This is a genomic window from Neobacillus sp. NPDC093127 (assembly GCF_044754175.1).
Lineage (GTDB): Bacteria > Bacillota > Bacilli > Bacillales > Cytobacillaceae > Neobacillus.
Window position 1 is genome coordinate 130,260 of the sequence record NZ_JBIVOP010000013.1, and the last position, 20,314, is coordinate 150,573.

The window sequence follows — 20,314 nt, forward strand, 5'->3', positions numbered from 1 at the left end:
CCTCCTCCTCTTATTCCTTCATCCAATTTCTAAGCAAACCAACAAATTCGCCCGGGTGCTCTTTTGCCATTTGTTCGATTTGCTGTTTAAGGGCTACTTTTTCCTCTTCTTTGTCGACAGCGGTTCTAATCATTTGCGGCTCAAACATTGGGAACACTTCATCTTCTAGTTCCTCTGGCTTTTTCCTGCGAAAAATAAGAACCAATATAAGCAGAATGAGCAGAACTCCTGCACCAATTATGCTGTAAAGCAGCCAATCTGGGAGTTTGCTTGCCGTTGCTGTATCACTCGCTGGCACTGTATTCCCGCTAAATTCCCTTGGGAAGACGGTAATCCGTGAGCCCACATTCTGATCGGTTACATTCGGGTTATCGCTGAGTGCCGTTCTGACTACATTCGAAAGGATTTGCTGAATATTATCTTTCGTATCCTTTGTTAATGAACCAGGATTCTTCGGGTCAGGCGGTTCGACGCCGACATTAATCGTCATGTCCTCGATTTTGTACGGACTTTGCACAATCTCCTTTGAAATCCGATTTACTTCATAATTCACACGACTTTCAATATCGTCCGACTTATTTTCCTGGCCCCCATCCGTTCCAGTCCCGGCATAGCTAGGGGTGTCGGATTGGCCGGTACCGCTGACAGCGCCTGAATTATCCTTCCCACTGTATGTTTTTTGGATTTTTTCAGCACTGATCGCGATGCCTTCGTTTGTTTCTTTATTGACAGGCTCGACGAGATCTTCCTTTGTCTTTACCTGGTCAAAATTCAAACGGACATAGGCTTGCACGAGTACTTTATTCTGGCCGATAATCGTCCCTAACATTTGCTGAAGGTTTTTTTGGATATCCGCTTCGACATCTTTTTGAATCTTCCGCTGATCCTCATACGTCCCGGTTGTGCCTGCATTTTCCTGGGATAAATTGTCCAAGCCATTCCCATATTGGTCGGTCATGATGATATTATCTTTAGGCAAATTAGGAATACTCTTCGAGACTAAATGATATAAGGTTTGAACCTGCTTCGGTTCCAGTTCATAGCCGGGCTGGAGGGTGATGACGACTGAAGCCGAGGCCTTTTCTTTTTCGTTTGGTTTAATAAATAAGGTTTCCTTAGGAGTCGAAATCACGACCTGTGCGCTTTTTACTCCATTTACATGTGACAGTAAATTGGCTACTTGTCCCTGAAGCGCTTCTCGCTCCATCGCATCCAGCTGCCGGTCCGTCGCCCCGAACTGCATGTTTTTTGCCATCTCGGAAAAACTGATCGAGCCTGTTTTCGGCAGCCCTTTGGCCGCCAGTGACACGAGTAAATTCGAAGCATCTTTTTCAGGAACTAAAATCGTTGTCCCGTTATTACCCAGCTGATATTGTGTAAATCCTTGACGATCAAGTTCCGCCTTAATATCACCAATTTCCTGCTGGCTCATCTCATTGGTGTAGAGCGGCACAAGGTTGGGTTTGGAGACAAAGTAAATGGTGAGCGACAACACTAAGACAATAAAAATAAACAGTCCAAAGGATAGAAGTTTATTTTTAGAGCTAACCGATTTCCAATACTCACTGATTTTTCCACTAAATTCTCGTATCTGTTGATTCATGATTTCTCCACTTTTTCTTTAAAAAATAAACGGTAGCTTCCGCTTTTAGACTTATCTAGCTCCAGCGACTAGTGGACGCTTTCGCCTTTAAACTTGCATTCTCATCATTTCTTGATAAGCTTCTACTGCTTTATCACGTATTTGTGTGGTTAGTTGCACGGCGATGTTTGCTTTTTGCGCCGCAATCGTGACATCATGCAAATTGATATCTTCACCTTTTGCCAAGGAAATCGATTTGGTTTCAAAATCTTTTACAGCATTATCTGTCTGTTGAATATATTGATTTAACATCGATTCAAACGATGATGATCCTGCAGTCTTTTGCGGTTTATTTAACGATAATAAACTGCTTGTTGGATCGATTCCTGTAATTTTCATCACAATTTCACCCCTTATTTACCAATTTCTAATGCTTTTTGCAGCATCGTTTTTCCGGCATTAAAGGCCGTTATATTTGCCTCATAGGCCCTGGAGGTCGCCATTAAATCAACCATTTCCTTTGTTACATCAACATTCGGCATCATCACATAGCCCTGCTCGTCGCTGTCCGGGTTTGATGGGTCATAAACAGCTTTAAAGGGTGTCTGATCCGCAACAATTTTATTGACACGGACTCCTGTGGGATTTAATTCCTGCTTTAAATAGGATTCGAAAGTGGACGGCGTGCCAGCAGCAAGTTCAACCATTTTTCTGCGGTAAGGAACCCATTTGCCGTTCACGAACTCTCCTCTTGTCGTATTAGCATTGGCAATATTGGACGAAACGACATCTAATTTAAGGCGCTGGGCTGTTAAGGCTGAGCCGTTAATTGAAAGAGATTGGAATATCGACATTTATTTACCCTCTTCCCTTAATCGACATTTTTAATAAATTGAATTCTTCATTCATTCCATAGGCTAATGATTGATACCATAATGAGTTTTTACTCATTTCCGTCATTTCAAAATCCAAATCAACACCGTTGCGATTATTCCTCATCACTGTATGTTCATTTACTAGTTTAGGAGATGGGATTGTACTTCCATTGCCGATAGCAATATGCTTTACATTTGTACGTTTCCCGGAAAAAGAGCTATGTATTTCCTGCTGAAGCATGTCCTCAAACGACACCCGTTGGGGCTTGTAATTAGGAGTATCAGCATTTGCGATGTTATTAGAAATAGCTTTTTGTCTTAACGAAGAAGCATCTAGTGCTTGAGACATAATTCCGATTATCTGACTCATCGATTTCACCTACAAATTTCATTAATTTGACAGCATTCGATATTATTCTACATTAATATAACAGTATTTGAAATCAAAAAATGCGTGTCTGGATTAAAAAAACTCCTAATGATTTCACATTAGGAGGATAGTCCTTGTTTCATCGCTGTTGCCCATGTATTTTTTAGTTCTAATAGCATATTTTCAATTTCAATAATAACTGCTATGTCCTTGGCGATATTCGCTTCAATTAAGCGATTTTTCATATAGTCATATAGTGATAACAACGAGTTGGAAATCTCATAGTCCAAATTCAAGGTGGTCATCAATTCGGTAAGAATGTCCTGTGTTTTAACAAGGGAACTATTTGCCTTCGGGATATCCTTTTTTTCAATCGCCAGTTTTGCCTGATGAAGAAACTTGATGGCGCCATTATAGAGCATTAAGATTAGTTCTTCCGGGCGAGCTGTCATTACTTGATTTCTTTGGTAGACTTCCTGCGGATTTAGCATCTTACAACTTCCTCATTTCTTAGAATCATAAAATATCCCCTTAGATACCGGGATTAATTCTTCGTATTGCTTGGTTAAAAAAGTTTCATTTTGTTGTGTGCGCATTTGGATGCTGAGCTTTTTCAATGCTTGCTGGAGCTTCTGCTGAACGTCTCGTTCTAAGAGCATTTGCTGCTGAAGCTGCTGCTTTATTTGCTCGTTCATCAGGGTGGTTCCCGCCTGCTGATCAAGTTTATCGATGGCAGCGATACAGTTCTGCCGACTTTCTAGTAAATCAAAGACATCTTCGTCTTTGCCTGTTTCGAGCGCCTTTTTCATTAATAGTGTCTGCTGATAAAATTCTTCCAGCAGTCCTGCTTTTTCATTTATCATTTTAGATTCACCTGGTTTACAAGTTTAAAAGGGCGCAGGCGAAATTTCCGTTAGTCTGACGCCGAAGTGTTCGTCAATCACGACCACTTCCCCTTTAGCAACAAGTTTGTTGTTCACATAGATATCAACCGGTTCTCCTGCCATTTTGTCCAAATCGACAATCGAGCCGCTGGTCAATTCTAGAACCTCACTGATTTTCTTTTTTGTCCTGCCAAGCTCGACGACGACTTCTAATGGGATATCAAGGAGGAGCGGTAAATTTACCGACTCTTCTTTCAACTGCTTCGTTTCGTTTGCCGTAAACTCAGAAAAACGAAATGATTCCTCCGTCTTTTGTCCACTGCTGCCAAGAAGTGTTTCCATTTCCTCCTGTGTTAGCTTTCCATTATCGTTCATTTTTTTCTTCCCCTTCTACTACTTGTTCAATCTTAATTGCCATCCGTGACTTTTTCGTTCCCGGGAAAGCCAAAAATTTCGTCTCTTCATTGATTTTTACACTTAGTGGTTCATCAACGAGCTGATCCAATTGGATCACATCATTGACAGACAAACCAAGAAATTCCTCGATCGAGATCGCTGCCCGCCCTAATTCCACCCGAACGGGAACCGTTAAATGTTCAATTCGTTCCTGAATGAAGTCGTTATCTAGATTGTTTTTCACTTCTTGGCTTTGTACTAACAAGTTGTGAGCCGAGAGCTTTAAAATAAATGGTTCTAATAACGCATAAGGCATGCACAACTGCATTCGTTCCAGCATTTCCCCAAAGCTGACTGTAAAAGTCATAACCACGACCGGGTCAGAAGGATCGACGAGCTGTAAAAATTGTGGATTGGTTTCTACACTAGTACTTTTCAGTCTAAGCGTGAGAATATCTGCCCAAGCCTTATGCAGATTCTGAATGACCCCTTCGACAACCCGCTTTAATACATTCGTTTCAATCGGAGTGATCGTCGATGTTTCAGTATTCTCCCAAGTTCCTTTTCCTCCGAGCAGAAGGTCAATCATGGCAAAAGCCATTCGCGGAGGGAAATTCAAGGCCAAACGCTTTTCCTGTCCGGCTGCTTCAAGCACCGCTAAAACGGTAGATCCAGGCAATGTTTGAATGAAATCCTCATAGGTGACCTGTTCGGCAGAAACCACATCAACCTGGGTGATGGTCCTGAGCAGCGTTGAAAATGTGGAAGACAACCGATAGGCAAATGATTCATGAATTTTCTTCAGCACACGAAGCTGCTCTGTCGATAGCCGTTTCTGCGCCCGCTTAAAATCATAAACCTTCACATTTGCTGTCCGATTTGCTTCAGTTAACTCTTCATGTGAAATCGAATTACGATCAGCCATTGCTATGTTCCTCTCTATCTTGTTCCATTTCCATAAAATGATAAAGGGTGAGGGCGTATTCTCACCCTATCCCTTTATGATTTATTGATTATCGTTTTAAGTTCACTAATTCTTCTAAAATCGAATCTGATACCGTAATAATTTTCGCATTTGCCTGGAAGCCGCGCTGGGCGGTAATCATGTCAGTTAGTTCTTCAGACAGGTCGACATTGGACATTTCAAGCTGGCCGGTTATAAGTTGCACAGTTTTATCTTTCGGATTACTAATTGTGATTGGATCGGTATCGCGATATAATGAGCCGCCAACTTTACTTAATCTTCCTGGATTGGTAATGGTGGAAATCCCGATCGTTGTACCACCAGGAAGCTCTTTACCATCTTTATCAAAACCTTTAACATTTCCGTGTAGGTCAATAGAAAAAGCAACGCTGTCAGTTGGAAGTTTAACAGGGTTACCATCTATACCTAGTAGAATCATCCCATCTGGATTGACCAATTGATTATTACTATCAAATGAAAAAGTACCAGCTCTCGTTAATAATTTTTCCCCCGAGGAATTCTGAACAACAAAAAAACCATCCCCATCAATGTATAAATCTGTTGGATTATTCGTTGTTGTAGGAGTGCCCGGTGTAAATAAATTATCAACACTAGCTACCTTTGTTCCCAATCCAACCTGGAGAGGATTAATTCCGCCTGAAGACGCTGATGGCGCTGTAGCACCCCTTAACGTTTGACTGAAAATATCTTCAAAGACAACCCGGCCTTTTTTATAACCGACGGTATTAACGTTGGCAATATTATTGCCAATGACATCTAACTTTGTTTGAAAGGCACGAAGACCTGATACTCCAGTATTTAATGAACGTAACATTACTTTTCCACCTCGTTATGATTAATTTCTACTGATATTATTGCAGATGAAAGCACTTCTTTCTCGCCAATTTTAAAGTAAACAAGTCCATTTTTATATTGGACACCCGTGACAATACCACTCTCGATTTTGTTCGTTTCCGGATTCATCCACGTTACCTTCTTATCTAACATACTAGAATATTGCGCTAAATTATCTTGGTTAGCATTTAAATATAGATAGGCGGATAGTGAATTATTTAAGTTTGATAACTGCTCTAACACACTTAGCTGAGCCATTTGCGAAATCATTTCCCCGTCCTGCATCGGCTGGGTTGGATCTTGATTTTGCAGCTGGGCAACCAAGATTTTCAGAAACTGTTCTTTGCCCAGCTCTTTTTTTTGCGGATTGTTGCTTGTTTGTTGTGTATATGGATTAAGCGCATTAATTGTTGCCAACTAGTTTCCTCCTCTAGGCCGTCGTATTTATTTGTGAACTCCAGCCAATCTCGCTCGGAAAATCTTGATAGGCATCTTCCTTCGTTTGGATGTAGCGTTCATTCCGCTTACGTGAATCCGGCTGCCCTTGCCTTGGGTTGGAATCTCCCTTTTGTGAAAAAGAGTTGGCCAAATGGCTGTATTGCTGCGAAATATCAATTTTATCAACCCGAAAGCCCTGTTGTTCCAGTGCTGTATGGAGCGCTTGCACATTTGTTTGCAGCAAATCCTTTCCTAACGGGGTGCTCGCCAGAAATTCTGCCGTCACATTCCCATCCTTAACCAGCACTTTCACATCGACTTTCCCTAAATGCTCCGGCTGTAAGGTAAAGGTTGCTTCCATCCCCTTCTTTGCCTCCTGGACTTTAATCGCCGCTTGAAAAACTTGCCCCACGTCCTGTTGAAAATTTGTTGCTCGGACTGGCATAGGGAAAACAGGCTTATCACCCGGATTTATCTGACTTGCGGACGATTCGTTTGTCTGTCGATTATCAGAAGGAATGAATCCAGTTATGTTGAAATGATTCGAATCTTCTTTTTTCTGTACAATTTCCGGTTCCACCGTAGAGGTCAACACTAAGGTGTCCTTAAGTGAACCTTCAGGTGCTTGTGCAGTTAACTGTGACACTGCTGTTTCCATCACCGTCTGTTTTGACAGCTGTTGTTGAAAAATAGGAATCTCATTTTCCTTTAATACTTCCGTTTGAGCCGCTGGTTGATGATTAGCTGCTTTTATTGGGAGTTGGTGGTAATCATCTTTTTTTATTATGTTAGGGGAAACTCGTTGCTGGTTTTCCGCTAACAGTGGAGCATCCTCTTGTTCTGTTACAATCCTCATCGAAAAATCCGATATTTGTTGGTCTATTAATTGAGGTTGTCCTTGTTGCACCGTTGACTGTGCCATCGGGGCTGGTAGGAAATTCAATATCCCTAAAAGCAAATCAACATTTCCCTCGTCATTTTCCTGCTCATTTCCGGCTGTGGATTGCAGCAACTCATCAAAAAGAGTGTTCTTTTCTTTATTCTCTGTCCTGTTAGTCCCGTTAATTATGTATTTATTTCCTGCAATTGGAGGCTGAATCACCTATTGCCACCTACTATTCTATAACTTTACTATCATAAGGATAATCGTTTTCTAGGAATCAAACAACAAGAAATAAACAAAGTTTGACAAAATTTTTATTAATCATTCCATTTTCGACAAAATCAGGTAGAATAGAAGGGTATGCTTGTTTGAAGGGAAAGAAGTTCATGAATATTAATTCCTTGCTTACCGAACAGTTATTGAATAAGACTATTTCGAACAACGGTCATGCGGCCACTGCTGCTAAAACAACAAGTAGTTCTTTCTCCTCACTGCTGACCCAAGTAATTCTCGAAGCAGAACTTGCCAAAATGGATAGTGGAAACAGCGAGTCAATCGCTGATTATTTTCAGATGAATCCGATTAATTTACGAATAAACCCTAACTCAAATCATTCGGCTGGTATGGAAGAATTGCTGTCCACTTTAGCGGGCGGAACACCGGTACAATATGAAAATGTAGATTCCGCTGCCCTTGATTCCAAGTTAAAGGGCGCTTTAAAAAATACAGGTAATATCTTTATCGAAGCTGGGAAGAAGTATCAAATTAGTCCGGCACTGCTTGCCGCTATTTCCATCCACGAGACAGGAAACGGCAGTTCAAATGCGGCCAATTATAAACATAACGTTGCGGGAATGATGGGGAAAAACGGCTTAAAGACCTATGCCTCTGTTAAAGAAAGCATCTTCGATATGGCCCGCAACCTAAAGAAAAATTATTTGGACGATGGCAAAATGACAATTGCCCAAATCGGCGCAAAATACGCACCCATAGGCGCCGCCAACGACCCAAACCAATTAAATAACGATTGGGTATCAGGCGTACAGCATTACTTTGAAAAACTAACAAAGGCCGATTTCGCATAAGCGAAATTGGCCTTTTCTTTTATTGTCCGCTATTAAATTGTGAATAGAGCCACGAGCCTTGGGAGTTAAATTTATTTACTGCTACTTCCATTGCGGCGAATTGTTTGTAATATTGATTTTCCTTATCAAACATCCTGCTGTTTTGCCGTGAAATATCCTTCTGGATGTTTGCGAGCAATTTTCCAATGACACTTTGATCATATTGTGAGCTTCCCGTAACTCCGGCTTTTTTTGTTAAATCTTTAATCCCTTGTGTCATCACATCAGAAAGACGTTGAACTACACCATTTGTTCCCTTATCCGTATCCCCTATTTGTGAAAATAAAGTGCGGACACCATCCGGATCAGCTTGAATCGCTTCCCGTAATTTTTTTTCATCAATATAAAGCTTACCACAGTCCTGATAACTTTTCGAAGAAATCCCAATCGAACCAAGCGAGTTATATGTACTGCCATTACTTACGATGACACCCATGGCGCTTCGCATTTTATTCATCATATCAGAGAGGATACTATCTCGGCGAAGCAGACCGCTTTTCGCCTTTTCTTCCCACTGTTCAATTTGCTTTTCCGACAGATCCTTCCGTTGGTCATCTGTCAGTGGCGGATAATCTTTATAGATTTGTTCATCGAGAGCTTTGTTTAATTTATCTAATAAGTCATTGTATTTATCAACAAAATCTTGAATATTTTTAACTTCTGCATCGATATTTTGCGAGACATTTATCGTGCTAGTAAGCGGGTTTCCAGCCGCATCCAATGTTGGGCTCTTTAGTGTCAGGCTGATCCCCATAATCGTCACATTGTTTGATGATAACGATGTGATTTGATTTCCATTAAAGGTAATATCCGCATTTTTACCCGATTTCGAGAGTTCTTCAAACCCAAGTATGTTTTTTAAAAAGTCCTGACCATCTTGATTAGTCTGGCTAAAATCGATTTTTGTTTCTTCACCAGTGACCTTTGTTTTTAAAATAAATTGCTGCAAGTTTTTATCATATATTGCTTGCAACCCCAAACTCTTACCAGAGGAGTCTTTCGCACTATTAAATTTTGAAATGACATCATTAAGTGTATCGGAATTCTTGATTTCAATATCGATTGTTTTTTCAGAATCATTGTTATCCTTAATTTTGATGGTTGTCAAAACACTATCCGTTCCATCACCCAATGGTTTTGATGGGTCTAATTGAACTTTGTTGCCCGTAAATGTGGCCGACTCGGCAATTCTGTTCACAGCAACTGTATAGGTACCGGCAATTGCACTGCTTGTTGCAGTTCCAGATATTGAGTTTGATAGGCTAGAATTTACATCAAATGTATTATAAGCACTTGATAGTTTCATATTAAACAATGTATTGGATTGAAACGAGAGCAGATCTTTATTCCACTGGCGGTAGGCATCACTTAACCATGTCTGCTTTTGTTGCTGTTGTTTGAGCTTATTTAACGGGATCTTCTCGACATCCATCAATTTTTTTACAATTGAATCGGTATCCATTCCTGTCGCCATACCGGTTATTCTTGTAATCGAAGAACTAGCCAATTTATTCACCCCACATTAAGAAATATCTATGTATTAGTATCGGCTATTTAGAAAATAAAAGATAGGGTAAACATCAATCTAATGTAATTCTTTAGTTCTAATTAAAAATGATTAAACCCGAATATCAACTATTAAGCCATGATTTTCTTTCGCTTCGGCTATCATTTTTAAAAATTCCTCTGAAGGAATTTGTTTTAGAACTTCCTTCGTCTTGTCATCGACAATCTCGACAAAGTACTTACCTGAATCTTGGTGTATTTGGAACTCTAGATGGGTAGGCTTAAAAATTTTATTGAAAGTTTCAAGAGCATTTTTTGACTGTTCCGGGGTTAATTCTTGTTGAGGTCCAATTTGTTTTGTTTCAACAGTTTTCTTTTTCTCGTTTATAGTCTCTTGTGTTATATTCTCCCTACTATTGGCAGATTGTGTGGTAAGTCTTTGATTAACATTATTGGTTGAATTTATTTGCATTGTCATTACTCATCCCCCCCCTTATTAAATAATTTTTTAACCCCATAAAAAGATGAATCTGAATCTATATATTTAGTATCGGCATTTTTCAAATAAATGGATAGGGTATTCATTTAATCAAAATTATTTTAAGACTTGTTTTAATAAACCCTATAAAGAATTGAAGTGCAAATTATTAAAATATTTGTTATAATAAATTTTAGAACATACATTCTCTTTTAAAGGAGGCTCTTTTAAATGTTCGGCAATTTAAACGAAATACAGATAAATGTCTTAATTGCTAGTATTATTGGAGATGGTGAACTTACGAAGTTATATAAGAATAGTAGAAGGAGAAATAGTAGTTATAGAGAGCATTATGGAGAAAATCAAAAAGAGTACCGTGAATGGAAAGTACAAATAATGGATGGGCTATTTTATATTAGACCGAAAAGTCATACGTTATGTTCTGCCTCTAGCCCCTTTTTCACAAATTTATTAAAACTATTTTATAATGAGACTGGTAAAAAGACTATTCCACCATCCTTGTTACCGAATTGCAAACATCCTTCTTTTTTAGCAGTCTTATTTATGGATGATGGTACCCTATCAATTACTTCTAAAGTTAACCATAATAAAAAAAGAATTTACCTTACCCCACATATTTATTTATATCTACAAAATTACTTTTATGAAGATTTATTAATCCTGAAAAATCACATAAAAAATCAATTTAATCTTGATTTACATTTTGGATATAGAAATGATGGCTCTGGAATTATTTTAAGAACGACATCTGTAAAAGAAACATTTGCATACTTAGATGTCATAAATGACGCTACAGTCAGTTGTCCATCTATGTTTTATAAAACAAATTGGAATTTTCGTCTAAAACTTGAAGAAGATAAATGGGGGAGGAATTTCCCAAATTACACTTTTCTTGTTACTAGTTCAGAAAGAAATAAAAATTATTCAATAGAAGAAATTAAAAAATTAATCTCCCTAAAGAATAATGGAAAAACTGATAAAGAAATAGCCTTAACACTTTCAAGAAGCTATTGGTCTATAGTCTACAAATTGAGGGAATTAAGAAAGGATGGCATATTTTAGATTTTTTCAATTGGAGAGTGTAGCCATAAAAAAGAGACTCTAGGTTTCCTAGAGCCCCAATTTTCATTAAAACTATCCACGAAGTAATTGAAGAACTGATTGTGGAGCCTGGTTTGCTTGACTAAGCATTGCTTGAGCAGCTTGTGCAAGAATACCATTCTTACTGCTTTCCATAATTTCACGAGCCATGTCTACATCCCTGATACGTGATTCAGCAGATGTTAAGTTTTGAGATACAGAAGCTAAATTATTATTTGTAAACTCTAAGCGGTTTTGTGCTGCACCCAAAGAACTTCTTTGCGTAGATACAGCAGCAATTGCAGTATCCAATGTTTTAGTCATAGCTTGAGAAGTTGTAACATCACTCATTGTATTCTTAGTTAGGGTATCTAATCCTAATTTATCTGCACTCATATCTTTAAAAGCTACTGTAATTGTTTCTTTATCAGTTCCATTTGCACCCACTGAAAATTGAGCACTCTCTTTACCAGCAGTAGTAGTTATCGCCTTGCCAGCAAGGTCTGCTGCGGTATCATCTGCTTCAGAACCAGTATTTGGCGCAGTCGAATCTAATGTTATTTTTATACCTAACTTATCGAAATCCAATACTGTTTTCTTACCAGCTGTATCAAACATTGAATTAGTTAGTTTAATTTCTTGAGATACTCCATTTGCCGTCATAACTACTGTATCGGTACTTAAATCTTTTAATTTCAAATCAAATTGTGTACCTGCTTTAGCACCAGAAACATCAATTGAATCCACTTTTGCAGCTCCAACTGTATTACCAGCTTGTAAACCTCCAGTAGCTTGAGAAGCAGCTAAATCACCATTTAGGATGTTCTTGCCGTTAAATTGAGTTGTTTGTGAGATTGTATTAATTTGATCTCTTAAAGCTACCATCTCTTCACCAATAGCATCTCTATCCTGTTGTGCTAGAGTATCAGTTGAAGATTGAACACTTAGTTCTCTCATACGTTGAAGGATGTTGTGTGTTTCGTTTAATGCACCATCCGCCGTTTGGATCATAGAAATACCATCTTGTGCATTTTTAGAAGCTTGATCTAAGCCGCGAACTTGAGCCCGCATTTTTTCAGAAATTGATAACCCTGCCGCATCATCCGCACCACGGTTGATACGAAGTCCTGAAGATAGTTTCTCCATGTTTTTTGCTTGGTTCGCATTGTTTGTTGATAATTGACGGTAAGTGTTTTGTGCTGAAATGTTATGATTAATTCTCATTTTATGTACCTCCTCGTTTGATAAGGAACTTCTTCCTCTCTATTTCTATGTATCGACAGGGTTATTGAATTAGTAGAGGGGAAAGGTGAAATAATTTATCATATTTTGCATCTTTTTGTATTAAAATTGAAAAAACTCGCCAAACCAGCGAGTTTTTTCAATAGCATTCTATTTATCTCAAGAAATCCACCAATGTCGGCTGCATAAGTCTCGCCCCAGCTGAAAGTGATGCTTTTAATGCTGTCTCATGTGCTGTTAATTCAATATAAGCTTTTGCATAATCCGTATCTTCTACCTTCGATAGCATTTTTTCCTGAAGGGAGGTGGCTTGATCGATTTTATTGGAGGCTAATTCGAGCAAATTTTGATTGGCCCCTGCTACCGTGCGCTGGGTGAGAACGTTGTTCATCTGCTTTTCAATTACGCCAATCAGGTCATTAGGGTTTTCGTTAGCTTCTAATGTTGTTGCAAGAAGATCAAGGGTTTCAAATAAATTTTTCCCATCAACCGCAAATCCAAATACCGAACTAGCATTTACATTCGCACTCACCGACATGCCTTGGCCTATTTCCCAAGACATCCCAGGCTGAACACCCATTTCTAGTATCCCATCGCTATAAGGACGCTTCTGGTCCATGCCCGAAAAAAGATATTTCCCCATAAAATTGGTATTGGCAATGTTACCAAGCTGCTCTTTTAACGAACGGATTTCAACTGCTATACTCTTTCGATCAACATCATCATTTGTATCATTACTGGCTTTAACGGTTAATTCATATATCCGCTGGAGCACATTCGTGGCATTTCCGAGTGTATCATCAACAGCTGTGAGCCAGTCGATTCCGTCCTGGGCATTATTTTGATACTGCTCAAGCTGCATCATCGACGATCGGTGCGATAATCCTTTCATTGCCGCCATCGGATTATCGGAAACTTTCTCATATTTCACACCGGACGCGATTTGCTGGCGCAATGAATCAATAGCGGTGTTATTCCGCTGTAAATTCTGGTTAAAGTTTCGTGTCACCATAAGCTGTGTTACGCGCATCCTGCATCCTCATTTCTTGCCCTTTATAAGCCATTAATTAATTTATCTAACATATCGTTGACGGCCGAAACATATTTCGCCGCGGCATTGTAGGCTTGTTGAAAGCGAACCATATTCGTCATTTCTTCATCAAGCGAAACACCGGAGATTGATTGTCTGCGGTTGTCCACTTGCTGTGCGACAGCTGCCGAGCTAATACTTGCTTGGATTGCGCCATTGACATCAAGGCCCAATTGTCCAACAATCGATAGATAAAAATCTCCAATCGTCGTTTGACTGCCATTTATAGTAATCTTTTGGAATTGCAAATCGGCCATTGCTTTCGCATTGGAGCCGTCGCCAGCGAAATCCGATTTTGCGGTGGCAATTTTTCCAGGTGAGGCCAATAGTTGAGGATTGACCATCATGTGGGCAGCATCTCTAGGCGGCTGGGTCGGATCGTCTTTATCAACAAAAAACAGTATCTTTTCTACCTGTGTTTGCGCTGCAATATCATCTAAATTTCTGGCATCATCGCTTGTCTGCAGGCTATTCATTTGTGAGGCAATCGCACCAGCTAATAGATCCAAATTTCTTCTTAATGATGGAATACTAGATGACCCTGTCCCGCTCAACATTTCAAGAGTGCCCTTGATTTCGCCGCCATCTAAGGTAACGGCATTTCCATCAACCATCGCTGCGCCCGTTTGTGGGTTGACTGAAAATGTCTTTGTAGTCATGCCATCGACAATGGCCACGCCGCCTATCTTAAGGTCGACCATGCCATTTTGACTAGGAGTAGCTTGAACACCCACTAATTTCGATAGATTATCAATTATTAGATCCCGTTTGTCTAATAAATCATTCGGCTGCTGGCCTGTTGCCGTCAACAGGGAAATTTGTTTATTTAAAGCAGCCACTTCTTTTATCGCAGAATTAATCTCCGCTTCTTTTAACGATACATCCTTCGTTAAATCGGTTTCGATTTGTGTAATTCCCCGTGAAATCGCTTGAATGCTGTCCGCCACTGCCTTCCCTTTCGCAGCCACAACCGTTCTAAACGCTAAACTATCCGGGTTCTTGGCCAGCTCCTGAAAGCTTCCCCAAAATCGGTCCAGCATCATGCTCAGCCCTGAATCTGATGGTTCATTAAATAAGCCCTCAATGCTTGTGAGCGCATTCGCTTTCGCATCCCAATAGCCCGAAGCCTGCTGGGCAATCCGGTATTGTCCATCTAAAAAATAATCACGAATCCGGCGCAACTCGGATACCTCAACGCCTGTCCCAACGGACTGCGGCGCCGTGCTATTATTCAAGCCCGGATAGGCATACGGGTTGGTTGCTTTCATAACCGCATCCTGTCTTGTATAGCCAATTGTATTGGCGTTGGCAATGTTGTGCCCCGTTGTATTAAGAGATGTCTGTTGTGCTAAAATCGCTCGCTTACCAATCTCTAATCCCCCAAAGGTTGATCCCACTTTTCTTCACCCCTATGCCTTTGCATCGAAAAAACGAACAGATCCCTGCTTTTCCTGTGTGCCTGCCTTTGGGCTGTATACACCCGTTCCGTCCGAAGAAGGCACCATCTGTTCGATCATATAATTTGTAAATGTTAACGATTGCTCGATTAATTGCTGGTTCGTCTGATTGACCTGCTCGATTTCCACTAATAAAGACTTTAGATGAGTGTACAGGTCACTCCATTCCTTTTTTGCCGTGTCATCCGGCTCCCGTTCGATTAATTCAGAAAGCGATAGCTGATTTGCTTGTTCGCCTAAAATCGCTGTTCGCTTTTGGTCCGCTTCATGAATTTTTTTAATCAGCTTCGACTCTTCTGCTAAAACAGATAATAGTGGATTAAGCTCGGCGCTGATTAAAATTTGCTGTTTCTTTTTCGCCGTTTCCAATAAGGTTTCGTGAAGGTTTGCCAGCGTCTGCAAAGCTTCTGTAAGTTTATTCATCGATTTTAGCTCCTGACTTCCAGAACGCTAGTAGTTTTTCAGCGACCTTCCCGCTGTCAACCTGGTAGGTCCCATTAGCAATCTGTTGTTTCAAGTGCGCAATTTTCTCTGCTTTTTCCTGTTGGATTTGCTTTTGCGCCTCACTCGATATTTCTACCTGCTCGAATTGCACCTTTTTGTCAGTGGCAGCCTTCTTTGGCTGCTCGTTATTTTTTTGATAGGCATTGTAAGCTGCACCAATTCGATTAATTTGATTAACGTTATTGATTTTCACAACGGTCCGCTCCTTTCCATCCAATCTTCTATTCCTATGTATCGGCAGGTTCGCTTCAAATGGTTAGTGGAAAACTTCTCCTTTTCTTCTTCCAATAAAAATGCTACTATTTTACTAGAAAACGCATTCAGGGGATGAATTTACATGTACATACTACTAGCTCTTTCTTTCGTGCTTGTCATCATTATTGCAACCATGCTTGTGATGATGCTGAGGAATAATCGAAAAAGAAAACCACAGGCACAAGAGAATAGTATTGATAGACGGCAAGCCTATCGTTTATACATTAATAATAAAATGTGTAACGTTCAACCACTGTATTCCTCTTCACGAGAAGCTGCGCTTATTTGTGATATCAGTACGACCGGAATTAGAATAGAGACAAAATCAGATTCCCTGACATTAAAATCGCTGCTGCTTATTTATTTCACCCTCGAAGAAGAGACATTTTTACTTGAGGGTATGGTAAAAAGAAAGCAAACCGTAGCAATCAACCGCGACCAGTACGGAATTAAATTCATTTTTATCAATCCGGCAATGGAGGAAAATTTACAAAAAAAATTAACATCGTTAACAAGGAAAATTGCTCAATAAAACGGTTAGAGAACGCCCGCACCTTTGATGCGAGCGTTTTTTTTTACGTTCTCATAATGCCGTTAGCAATTCCCAGCATTTGATCGGCATAGCTAAGGGCCCGGGCATTGGCCTGCAGTCCCCTTTGCGCCTTAATCATATCAGTCATTTCTTTGTTTAAATCGACGTTCGAGGATTCGAGATAGCCTTGTTTCAGATTAACCGAATTGGCCAACGAGACCGTTCCACCAATGAGCCGGGAGACACCGCCTTCATCGGTTAACAGCTGCGGATTTTCAATCGTCATAATCGCCATTTTCTGGCTGCTTCCAGCAATCGTTCCGTCCGTTATCACCTGAAAGTTTTCGCCGCTGTTTAGTTCAATCGGCTTCCCGTTTTGATCAAGGAGAATATCCCCTTGGGAGTTTACAAGCTGGACACGGCCATTCCCAAGCGCCATTTGTTGAAAAACCCCGTTTCTAGTATACAAGGTTTCCGTCGTATTTCCGGTTGTTCGTTGGACTTGGAAATATCCGTCCCCAACAATCATGAAGTCAAACGGATTATTTGTTTCTAGCGGCGTCCCTTGGGTTGCATCCAGTGTCGTTGCCGCTATCCTCGAGCCAAAAGTTGTCCGAATCCCTGGAGGGGAAGTACGGCCGTTTTCCTTTTGCTGCTCAGTTTGATTTTGAATCGAGACCGCGAGATTATCAGAAAATGTTGCTTCCCGCCGTTTATAGCCAGTCGTATCGACATTGGCGATATTGTTCGCAATATTATCCATTTTTCCTTGAAAGGCACGGACTCCTGTTGAAGCAATATATAAGGATGTATTCATTCGTTTATACCCTTCCCACAGTATTCAACTGTTCCAATGTTTTATCATAGGCTTGGAGTACCTTTTGGTTTGCCTCATATAGGCGGATATTGGCCATCATTTCGGTAATCGTCTGGCCGATATCGACATTCGATTGTTCGAGCATCTTCTGTTGCAATTGCACACCCTCCGGCATGGTCTTCGCAATCATCCCGGTATTCCCGCCATTAATCGTAAACAGGCCATTCCCCTCTTTCACTAGCTGGGAGGGGTCGTTGACAACAACCATACCAAGCGAGCCGACTGTTTTTGCGCGCCCGGCATCATTGGGATGGATGATAATATCGCCATTGTCGTTAATTGCCACATCACCTGAAGCCAATTCCGGGTCAGAAATCGGCGCCCCATTTTGACCTAAAATCAAATCGCCTGAAGCGGTTGTCAGCTGGCCGCTTTCATTGACGGAAAAATTGCCATTTCTCGTCAGATGAAAACCGCCATCCGCTGTTTGGACGGCGAATAAAACGGTAGGCTTTATGTATTTATTGTTGGTTAGAATCGGTGCAAGCTGTGAATCATTGATGGCGACATCAAACGGGCTGTTTGTGCTGACAAGACTGCCTTGGGTAAACAAAGCTAATGTTTCTTGATTATAGACCCCCATCGTTAAGGAGCCGATTTTTCTTCCTGGCGCTGAATTTTGATTATGTATTTGCTCTAACAGCATTTCCGGAAACGCCCGCAATGGACTGTTGTCCTGTTTGTAGCCAGGTGTTTCGGCATTGGCCAAATTATTGGTTAACGCATCTTGCTTTCGCTGCAGTGCAATCATCCCTGATGCTGCAGATTCAATTCCGCGAAGCATGGTTCGTGCCCCTCTCGCTTTTAAAATATCTATAAATAAAGATTCACTAATAACCCCTTGATTTCTCCCATTTTCCGGAGCAAATCGATTGAAGGCGCTTGCTTGTCTAACACAAGGTCAGACAGCTCCAGCAGCTGGTGATCGACTTGTTTAATCATCTTCAAACGCTTTTCCCGTCCATTTGGATAGGAACCCTTGTGTTCTTCAATCGCTACCCCGTTCTGGGCAACTTCTTTTAAAAAAGATTGAATCGTCTGCTTATAAGCAATTAAATCCTTTAAGGAACGGGACCGGCTTAAACATGTGCCATGCTGTTCCAGCTCATCAAAGAGGGTTTGTAATCGCGCCTTGGAAAGTGTGGTTTGTTTTTCTTGTAAAATATGATGAAAGGACAATGTTTCTTTTCCCTTTTCTCTTGTGGAAAAAAAACGTTCCTGGTTCACACCATGGTTCGGTTGAATCTTCAAACGGAATGTCCCCTCTCTATTAAAAAATGAATTGTCGAATTTTACCGATTCACGTACAATAACATTATAAATCTATTTATTCTACTTTTAAAGGAGAAAATGATGTCGACGATTATTGGAATTTTGCTTGCATTACTCGCTATTGGGTTTGGAATGATTTTAAAGGGAGCCTCGTTGGCAGCTTTATATAATCCTGCTGCATTATTAATAATTTTTGGCGGGACGGCCGCAGCGTTATTCATTGCTTTTCCACTCAGTGAAATAAAAAAGTTCCCTATTCTATTAAAAATCGCCTTTTTCGAACCAAAACTCCCATCTAAGGCAGAGCAAACAGCCAATTTAGTCAGATGCGCGGAAATTGCGAAGCGGGAAGGATTTCTAGCACTAGAGGAAGTCGCCGGCGAAACAAAGGATCCATTTTTAAAAAAAGGCTTGGAAATGATTATTGATGGCAATGAAGCAGATTTCATTGAAGAAGTTCTCTTTGATGAAGTTGACGCGGTTAGCAAACGCCATAAGACGGGGGCACTCATCTTCACCCAAGCAGGCACCTATGCTCCGACACTTGGCGTACTTGGAGCCGTTATTGGACTGATTGCCTCACTTGGAAACTTAAATAATGTTGAAAAACTTGGTCATTCCATTTCCGCCGCTTTTATTGCCACTTTAATGGGTATTTTTTCCGGATATGTGTTATGGCATCCGCTGGCAAATAAATTAAAACGGCTCGCGAAACGGGAACAGGAATTAAAGCTGTTAACAATTGAGGGGCTGTTAGCGATTTATCAAGGGGTTTCACCGAGTGCACTTGAGCGGAAATTAACGGTTTATATCCCGCCAAAGGAACGGAAAAAGCAAGAAAAGAAAACCGAGGACAAAGCACATGAGAAAACAGCGTAGAAATTTTGACGATGAGCATGAAGAACATATTGATGAATCATGGCTGATCCCCTATGCCGATATTCTGACACTGCTACTGGCATTATTTATTGTATTATTTGCCTCCAGTGCGGTCGATAAACAGAAATTCATGTCGATTATGCAATCGTTCAAATCGGAATTAACGGGAACCAAAATCGATAATCATAAGGCAGGATTGTCCGTTCAGCCGCCAAATAAGGATCTGCCGGACCAAGAGGTGAAAGAACCAAAGCCGGCACAGGGTGCGGTCCCCGGTCCGAGCAAAGAAGAGACCGAGCTTTTAGAGTTGAAAGGCAAAATTGAAAAGTTCATTGCTGATAGTCACCTGCAAGCAGATGTTACACTGCAAGACACGAAGCGGGGAGTAGAAATTACCTTTAAGGAAGTCATCCTGTTTGATCCCGGAAAAGCCAGTCTTAAGGGGAGTTCCAATCAAACCTTGGATGCCATCATTCTCTTAATCAAAACTGTACCGAATCCAATCAGCATTGAGGGTCATACCGATAATGTGCCAATCAACAATTCGAATTACGCTTCAAACTGGGAGTTGTCCTCTGCCAGGGCAGTCAGTGTACTCCATTATTTTGAAACAAAGAATATTGCCAAAGAACGCCTCCAGTTTGCTGGCTATGGTGAATTCAAACCGCTCGTTCCTAATGATACCGAGGAGCATAAACAGGTCAATCGCCGCGTGAATATTGTTATTTTGCGAAATAACTAGTACTTCGA

Annotated in this window: 25 protein-coding genes and 1 pseudogene; 5 read left to right on the plus strand and 21 right to left on the minus strand. The window is 40.6% G+C overall.

Annotated features, from left to right (window positions below):
• Positions 1-10: 10 nt before the first annotated feature.
• From fliF to ACIQCO_RS17995, 11 genes and pseudogenes are all read right to left on the minus strand, one after another.
• On the minus strand, positions 11-1,603 hold the full coding sequence (gene fliF, locus ACIQCO_RS17945) for a flagellar basal-body MS-ring/collar protein FliF (protein ID WP_400430773.1): 1,593 nt from the start codon (positions 1,601-1,603) through the stop codon (positions 11-13).
• Between the two features lie 87 nt (positions 1,604-1,690).
• A complete protein-coding gene (gene fliE, locus ACIQCO_RS17950) occupies positions 1,691-1,981 on the minus strand; it encodes a flagellar hook-basal body complex protein FliE (RefSeq protein ID WP_400430775.1) in 291 nt (96 codons plus the stop codon).
• Between the two features lie 14 nt (positions 1,982-1,995).
• Positions 1,996-2,436, minus strand: coding sequence for a flagellar basal body rod protein FlgC (flgC, locus tag ACIQCO_RS17955; protein WP_400430777.1), 441 nt, complete (start codon positions 2,434-2,436; stop codon positions 1,996-1,998).
• 4 nt (positions 2,437-2,440) lie between these two features.
• Positions 2,441-2,827, minus strand: coding sequence for a flagellar basal body rod protein FlgB (gene flgB / locus ACIQCO_RS17960; RefSeq protein ID WP_400430779.1), 387 nt, complete (start codon positions 2,825-2,827; stop codon positions 2,441-2,443).
• A 119-nt stretch (positions 2,828-2,946) separates the two neighbouring features.
• Positions 2,947-3,318 carry a flagellar export chaperone FliS gene (fliS, locus tag ACIQCO_RS17965; protein ID WP_400430781.1) on the minus strand — a complete coding sequence of 124 codons (372 nt, stop codon included), beginning with the start codon at positions 3,316-3,318 and terminating at the stop codon, positions 2,947-2,949.
• A gap of 12 nt (positions 3,319-3,330) precedes the next feature.
• A complete protein-coding gene (locus tag ACIQCO_RS17970) occupies positions 3,331-3,690 on the minus strand; it encodes a hypothetical protein (protein ID WP_400430783.1) in 360 nt (119 codons plus the stop codon).
• Between the two features lie 24 nt (positions 3,691-3,714).
• Positions 3,715-3,969: pseudogene (gene fliN, locus ACIQCO_RS17975) on the minus strand (flagellar motor switch protein FliN); the annotation flags it as partial.
• Positions 3,970-4,075: 106 nt separating this feature from the next.
• On the minus strand, positions 4,076-5,032 hold the full coding sequence (fliM, locus tag ACIQCO_RS17980; RefSeq protein ID WP_400430785.1) for a flagellar motor switch protein FliM: 957 nt from the start codon (positions 5,030-5,032) through the stop codon (positions 4,076-4,078).
• A gap of 88 nt (positions 5,033-5,120) precedes the next feature.
• Positions 5,121-5,906 (minus strand): flagellar hook-basal body complex protein, encoded by a 786-nt coding sequence (locus ACIQCO_RS17985; RefSeq protein ID WP_400430787.1) that lies wholly within the window; start codon positions 5,904-5,906, stop codon positions 5,121-5,123.
• Positions 5,906-6,343 (minus strand): flagellar hook capping FlgD N-terminal domain-containing protein, encoded by a 438-nt coding sequence (locus ACIQCO_RS17990; protein ID WP_400430788.1) that lies wholly within the window; start codon positions 6,341-6,343, stop codon positions 5,906-5,908. Before ACIQCO_RS17990 ends, ACIQCO_RS17985 begins: the two co-directional genes overlap by 1 nt.
• Before the next feature lie 13 nt (positions 6,344-6,356).
• Positions 6,357-7,466 (minus strand): flagellar hook-length control protein FliK, encoded by a 1,110-nt coding sequence (locus tag ACIQCO_RS17995; RefSeq protein WP_400430790.1) that lies wholly within the window; start codon positions 7,464-7,466, stop codon positions 6,357-6,359.
• Positions 7,467-7,633: 167 nt separating this feature from the next.
• Here ACIQCO_RS17995 and ACIQCO_RS18000 point away from each other — a divergent pair, with 167 nt between their 5' ends.
• Positions 7,634-8,332, plus strand: coding sequence for a glucosaminidase domain-containing protein (locus ACIQCO_RS18000; RefSeq protein WP_400430792.1), 699 nt, complete (start codon positions 7,634-7,636; stop codon positions 8,330-8,332).
• Between the two features lie 19 nt (positions 8,333-8,351).
• Here the strand turns inward: ACIQCO_RS18000 and fliD are convergent, their stop codons facing one another.
• Together fliD and ACIQCO_RS18010 are read right to left on the minus strand one after the other, a co-directional pair.
• Positions 8,352-9,878 carry a flagellar filament capping protein FliD gene (gene fliD / locus ACIQCO_RS18005; RefSeq protein ID WP_400430794.1) on the minus strand — a complete coding sequence of 509 codons (1,527 nt, stop codon included), beginning with the start codon at positions 9,876-9,878 and terminating at the stop codon, positions 8,352-8,354.
• A gap of 111 nt (positions 9,879-9,989) precedes the next feature.
• Complete coding sequence (locus ACIQCO_RS18010) at positions 9,990-10,355, minus strand: flagellar protein FlaG (protein ID WP_400430796.1); 366 nt, start codon at positions 10,353-10,355, stop codon at positions 9,990-9,992.
• A gap of 231 nt (positions 10,356-10,586) precedes the next feature.
• Here ACIQCO_RS18010 and ACIQCO_RS18015 point away from each other — a divergent pair, with 231 nt between their 5' ends.
• Positions 10,587-11,438: a DNA endonuclease gene (locus ACIQCO_RS18015; RefSeq protein WP_400430797.1), complete on the plus strand. Its 852-nt coding sequence runs from the start codon at positions 10,587-10,589 to the stop codon at positions 11,436-11,438.
• Positions 11,439-11,510: 72 nt separating this feature from the next.
• Here the strand turns inward: ACIQCO_RS18015 and ACIQCO_RS18020 are convergent, their stop codons facing one another.
• The 5 genes from ACIQCO_RS18020 to flgM form a co-directional block, all read right to left on the minus strand.
• Positions 11,511-12,680, minus strand: coding sequence for a flagellin N-terminal helical domain-containing protein (locus tag ACIQCO_RS18020; protein ID WP_400430798.1), 1,170 nt, complete (start codon positions 12,678-12,680; stop codon positions 11,511-11,513).
• 172 nt (positions 12,681-12,852) lie between these two features.
• A complete protein-coding gene (gene flgL, locus ACIQCO_RS18025) occupies positions 12,853-13,728 on the minus strand; it encodes a flagellar hook-associated protein FlgL (RefSeq protein WP_400430800.1) in 876 nt (291 codons plus the stop codon).
• A gap of 23 nt (positions 13,729-13,751) precedes the next feature.
• Positions 13,752-15,185 (minus strand): flagellar hook-associated protein FlgK, encoded by a 1,434-nt coding sequence (flgK, locus tag ACIQCO_RS18030; protein ID WP_400430802.1) that lies wholly within the window; start codon positions 15,183-15,185, stop codon positions 13,752-13,754.
• 12 nt (positions 15,186-15,197) lie between these two features.
• Entirely contained in the window at positions 15,198-15,668 is a 471-nt protein-coding gene (locus ACIQCO_RS18035; RefSeq protein WP_400430804.1) for a flagellar protein FlgN, read from the minus strand.
• On the minus strand, positions 15,661-15,942 hold the full coding sequence (gene flgM, locus ACIQCO_RS18040; protein WP_400430806.1) for a flagellar biosynthesis anti-sigma factor FlgM: 282 nt from the start codon (positions 15,940-15,942) through the stop codon (positions 15,661-15,663). Before flgM ends, ACIQCO_RS18035 begins: the two co-directional genes overlap by 8 nt.
• A 144-nt stretch (positions 15,943-16,086) precedes the next feature.
• Between flgM and ACIQCO_RS18045 the strand changes: the two genes are divergently transcribed.
• Positions 16,087-16,536: a PilZ domain-containing protein gene (locus ACIQCO_RS18045; protein ID WP_400430807.1), complete on the plus strand. Its 450-nt coding sequence runs from the start codon at positions 16,087-16,089 to the stop codon at positions 16,534-16,536.
• Positions 16,537-16,579: 43 nt separating this feature from the next.
• Here ACIQCO_RS18045 and ACIQCO_RS18050 read toward each other — a convergent pair whose 3' ends face one another.
• From ACIQCO_RS18050 to ACIQCO_RS18060, 3 genes are read right to left on the minus strand one after another with little or no spacing between them, the layout of a single operon-like run.
• Positions 16,580-17,353 (minus strand): flagellar hook-basal body protein, encoded by a 774-nt coding sequence (locus tag ACIQCO_RS18050; RefSeq protein WP_400430809.1) that lies wholly within the window; start codon positions 17,351-17,353, stop codon positions 16,580-16,582.
• A gap of 4 nt (positions 17,354-17,357) precedes the next feature.
• Positions 17,358-18,197, minus strand: coding sequence for a flagellar hook-basal body protein (locus ACIQCO_RS18055; RefSeq protein WP_400430811.1), 840 nt, complete (start codon positions 18,195-18,197; stop codon positions 17,358-17,360).
• 29 nt (positions 18,198-18,226) lie between these two features.
• Positions 18,227-18,664, minus strand: coding sequence for a YaaR family protein (locus ACIQCO_RS18060; protein ID WP_400430813.1), 438 nt, complete (start codon positions 18,662-18,664; stop codon positions 18,227-18,229).
• Between the two features lie 102 nt (positions 18,665-18,766).
• On the opposite strand from ACIQCO_RS18060, the gene motA reads away from it, so the two are divergent.
• Positions 18,767-19,564 carry a flagellar motor stator protein MotA gene (motA, locus tag ACIQCO_RS18065; protein ID WP_400430815.1) on the plus strand — a complete coding sequence of 266 codons (798 nt, stop codon included), beginning with the start codon at positions 18,767-18,769 and terminating at the stop codon, positions 19,562-19,564.
• A complete protein-coding gene (locus ACIQCO_RS18070; RefSeq protein WP_400430817.1) occupies positions 19,548-20,306 on the plus strand; it encodes a flagellar motor protein MotB in 759 nt (252 codons plus the stop codon). Before motA ends, ACIQCO_RS18070 begins: the two co-directional genes overlap by 17 nt.
• Positions 20,307-20,314 lie beyond the last annotated feature (8 nt).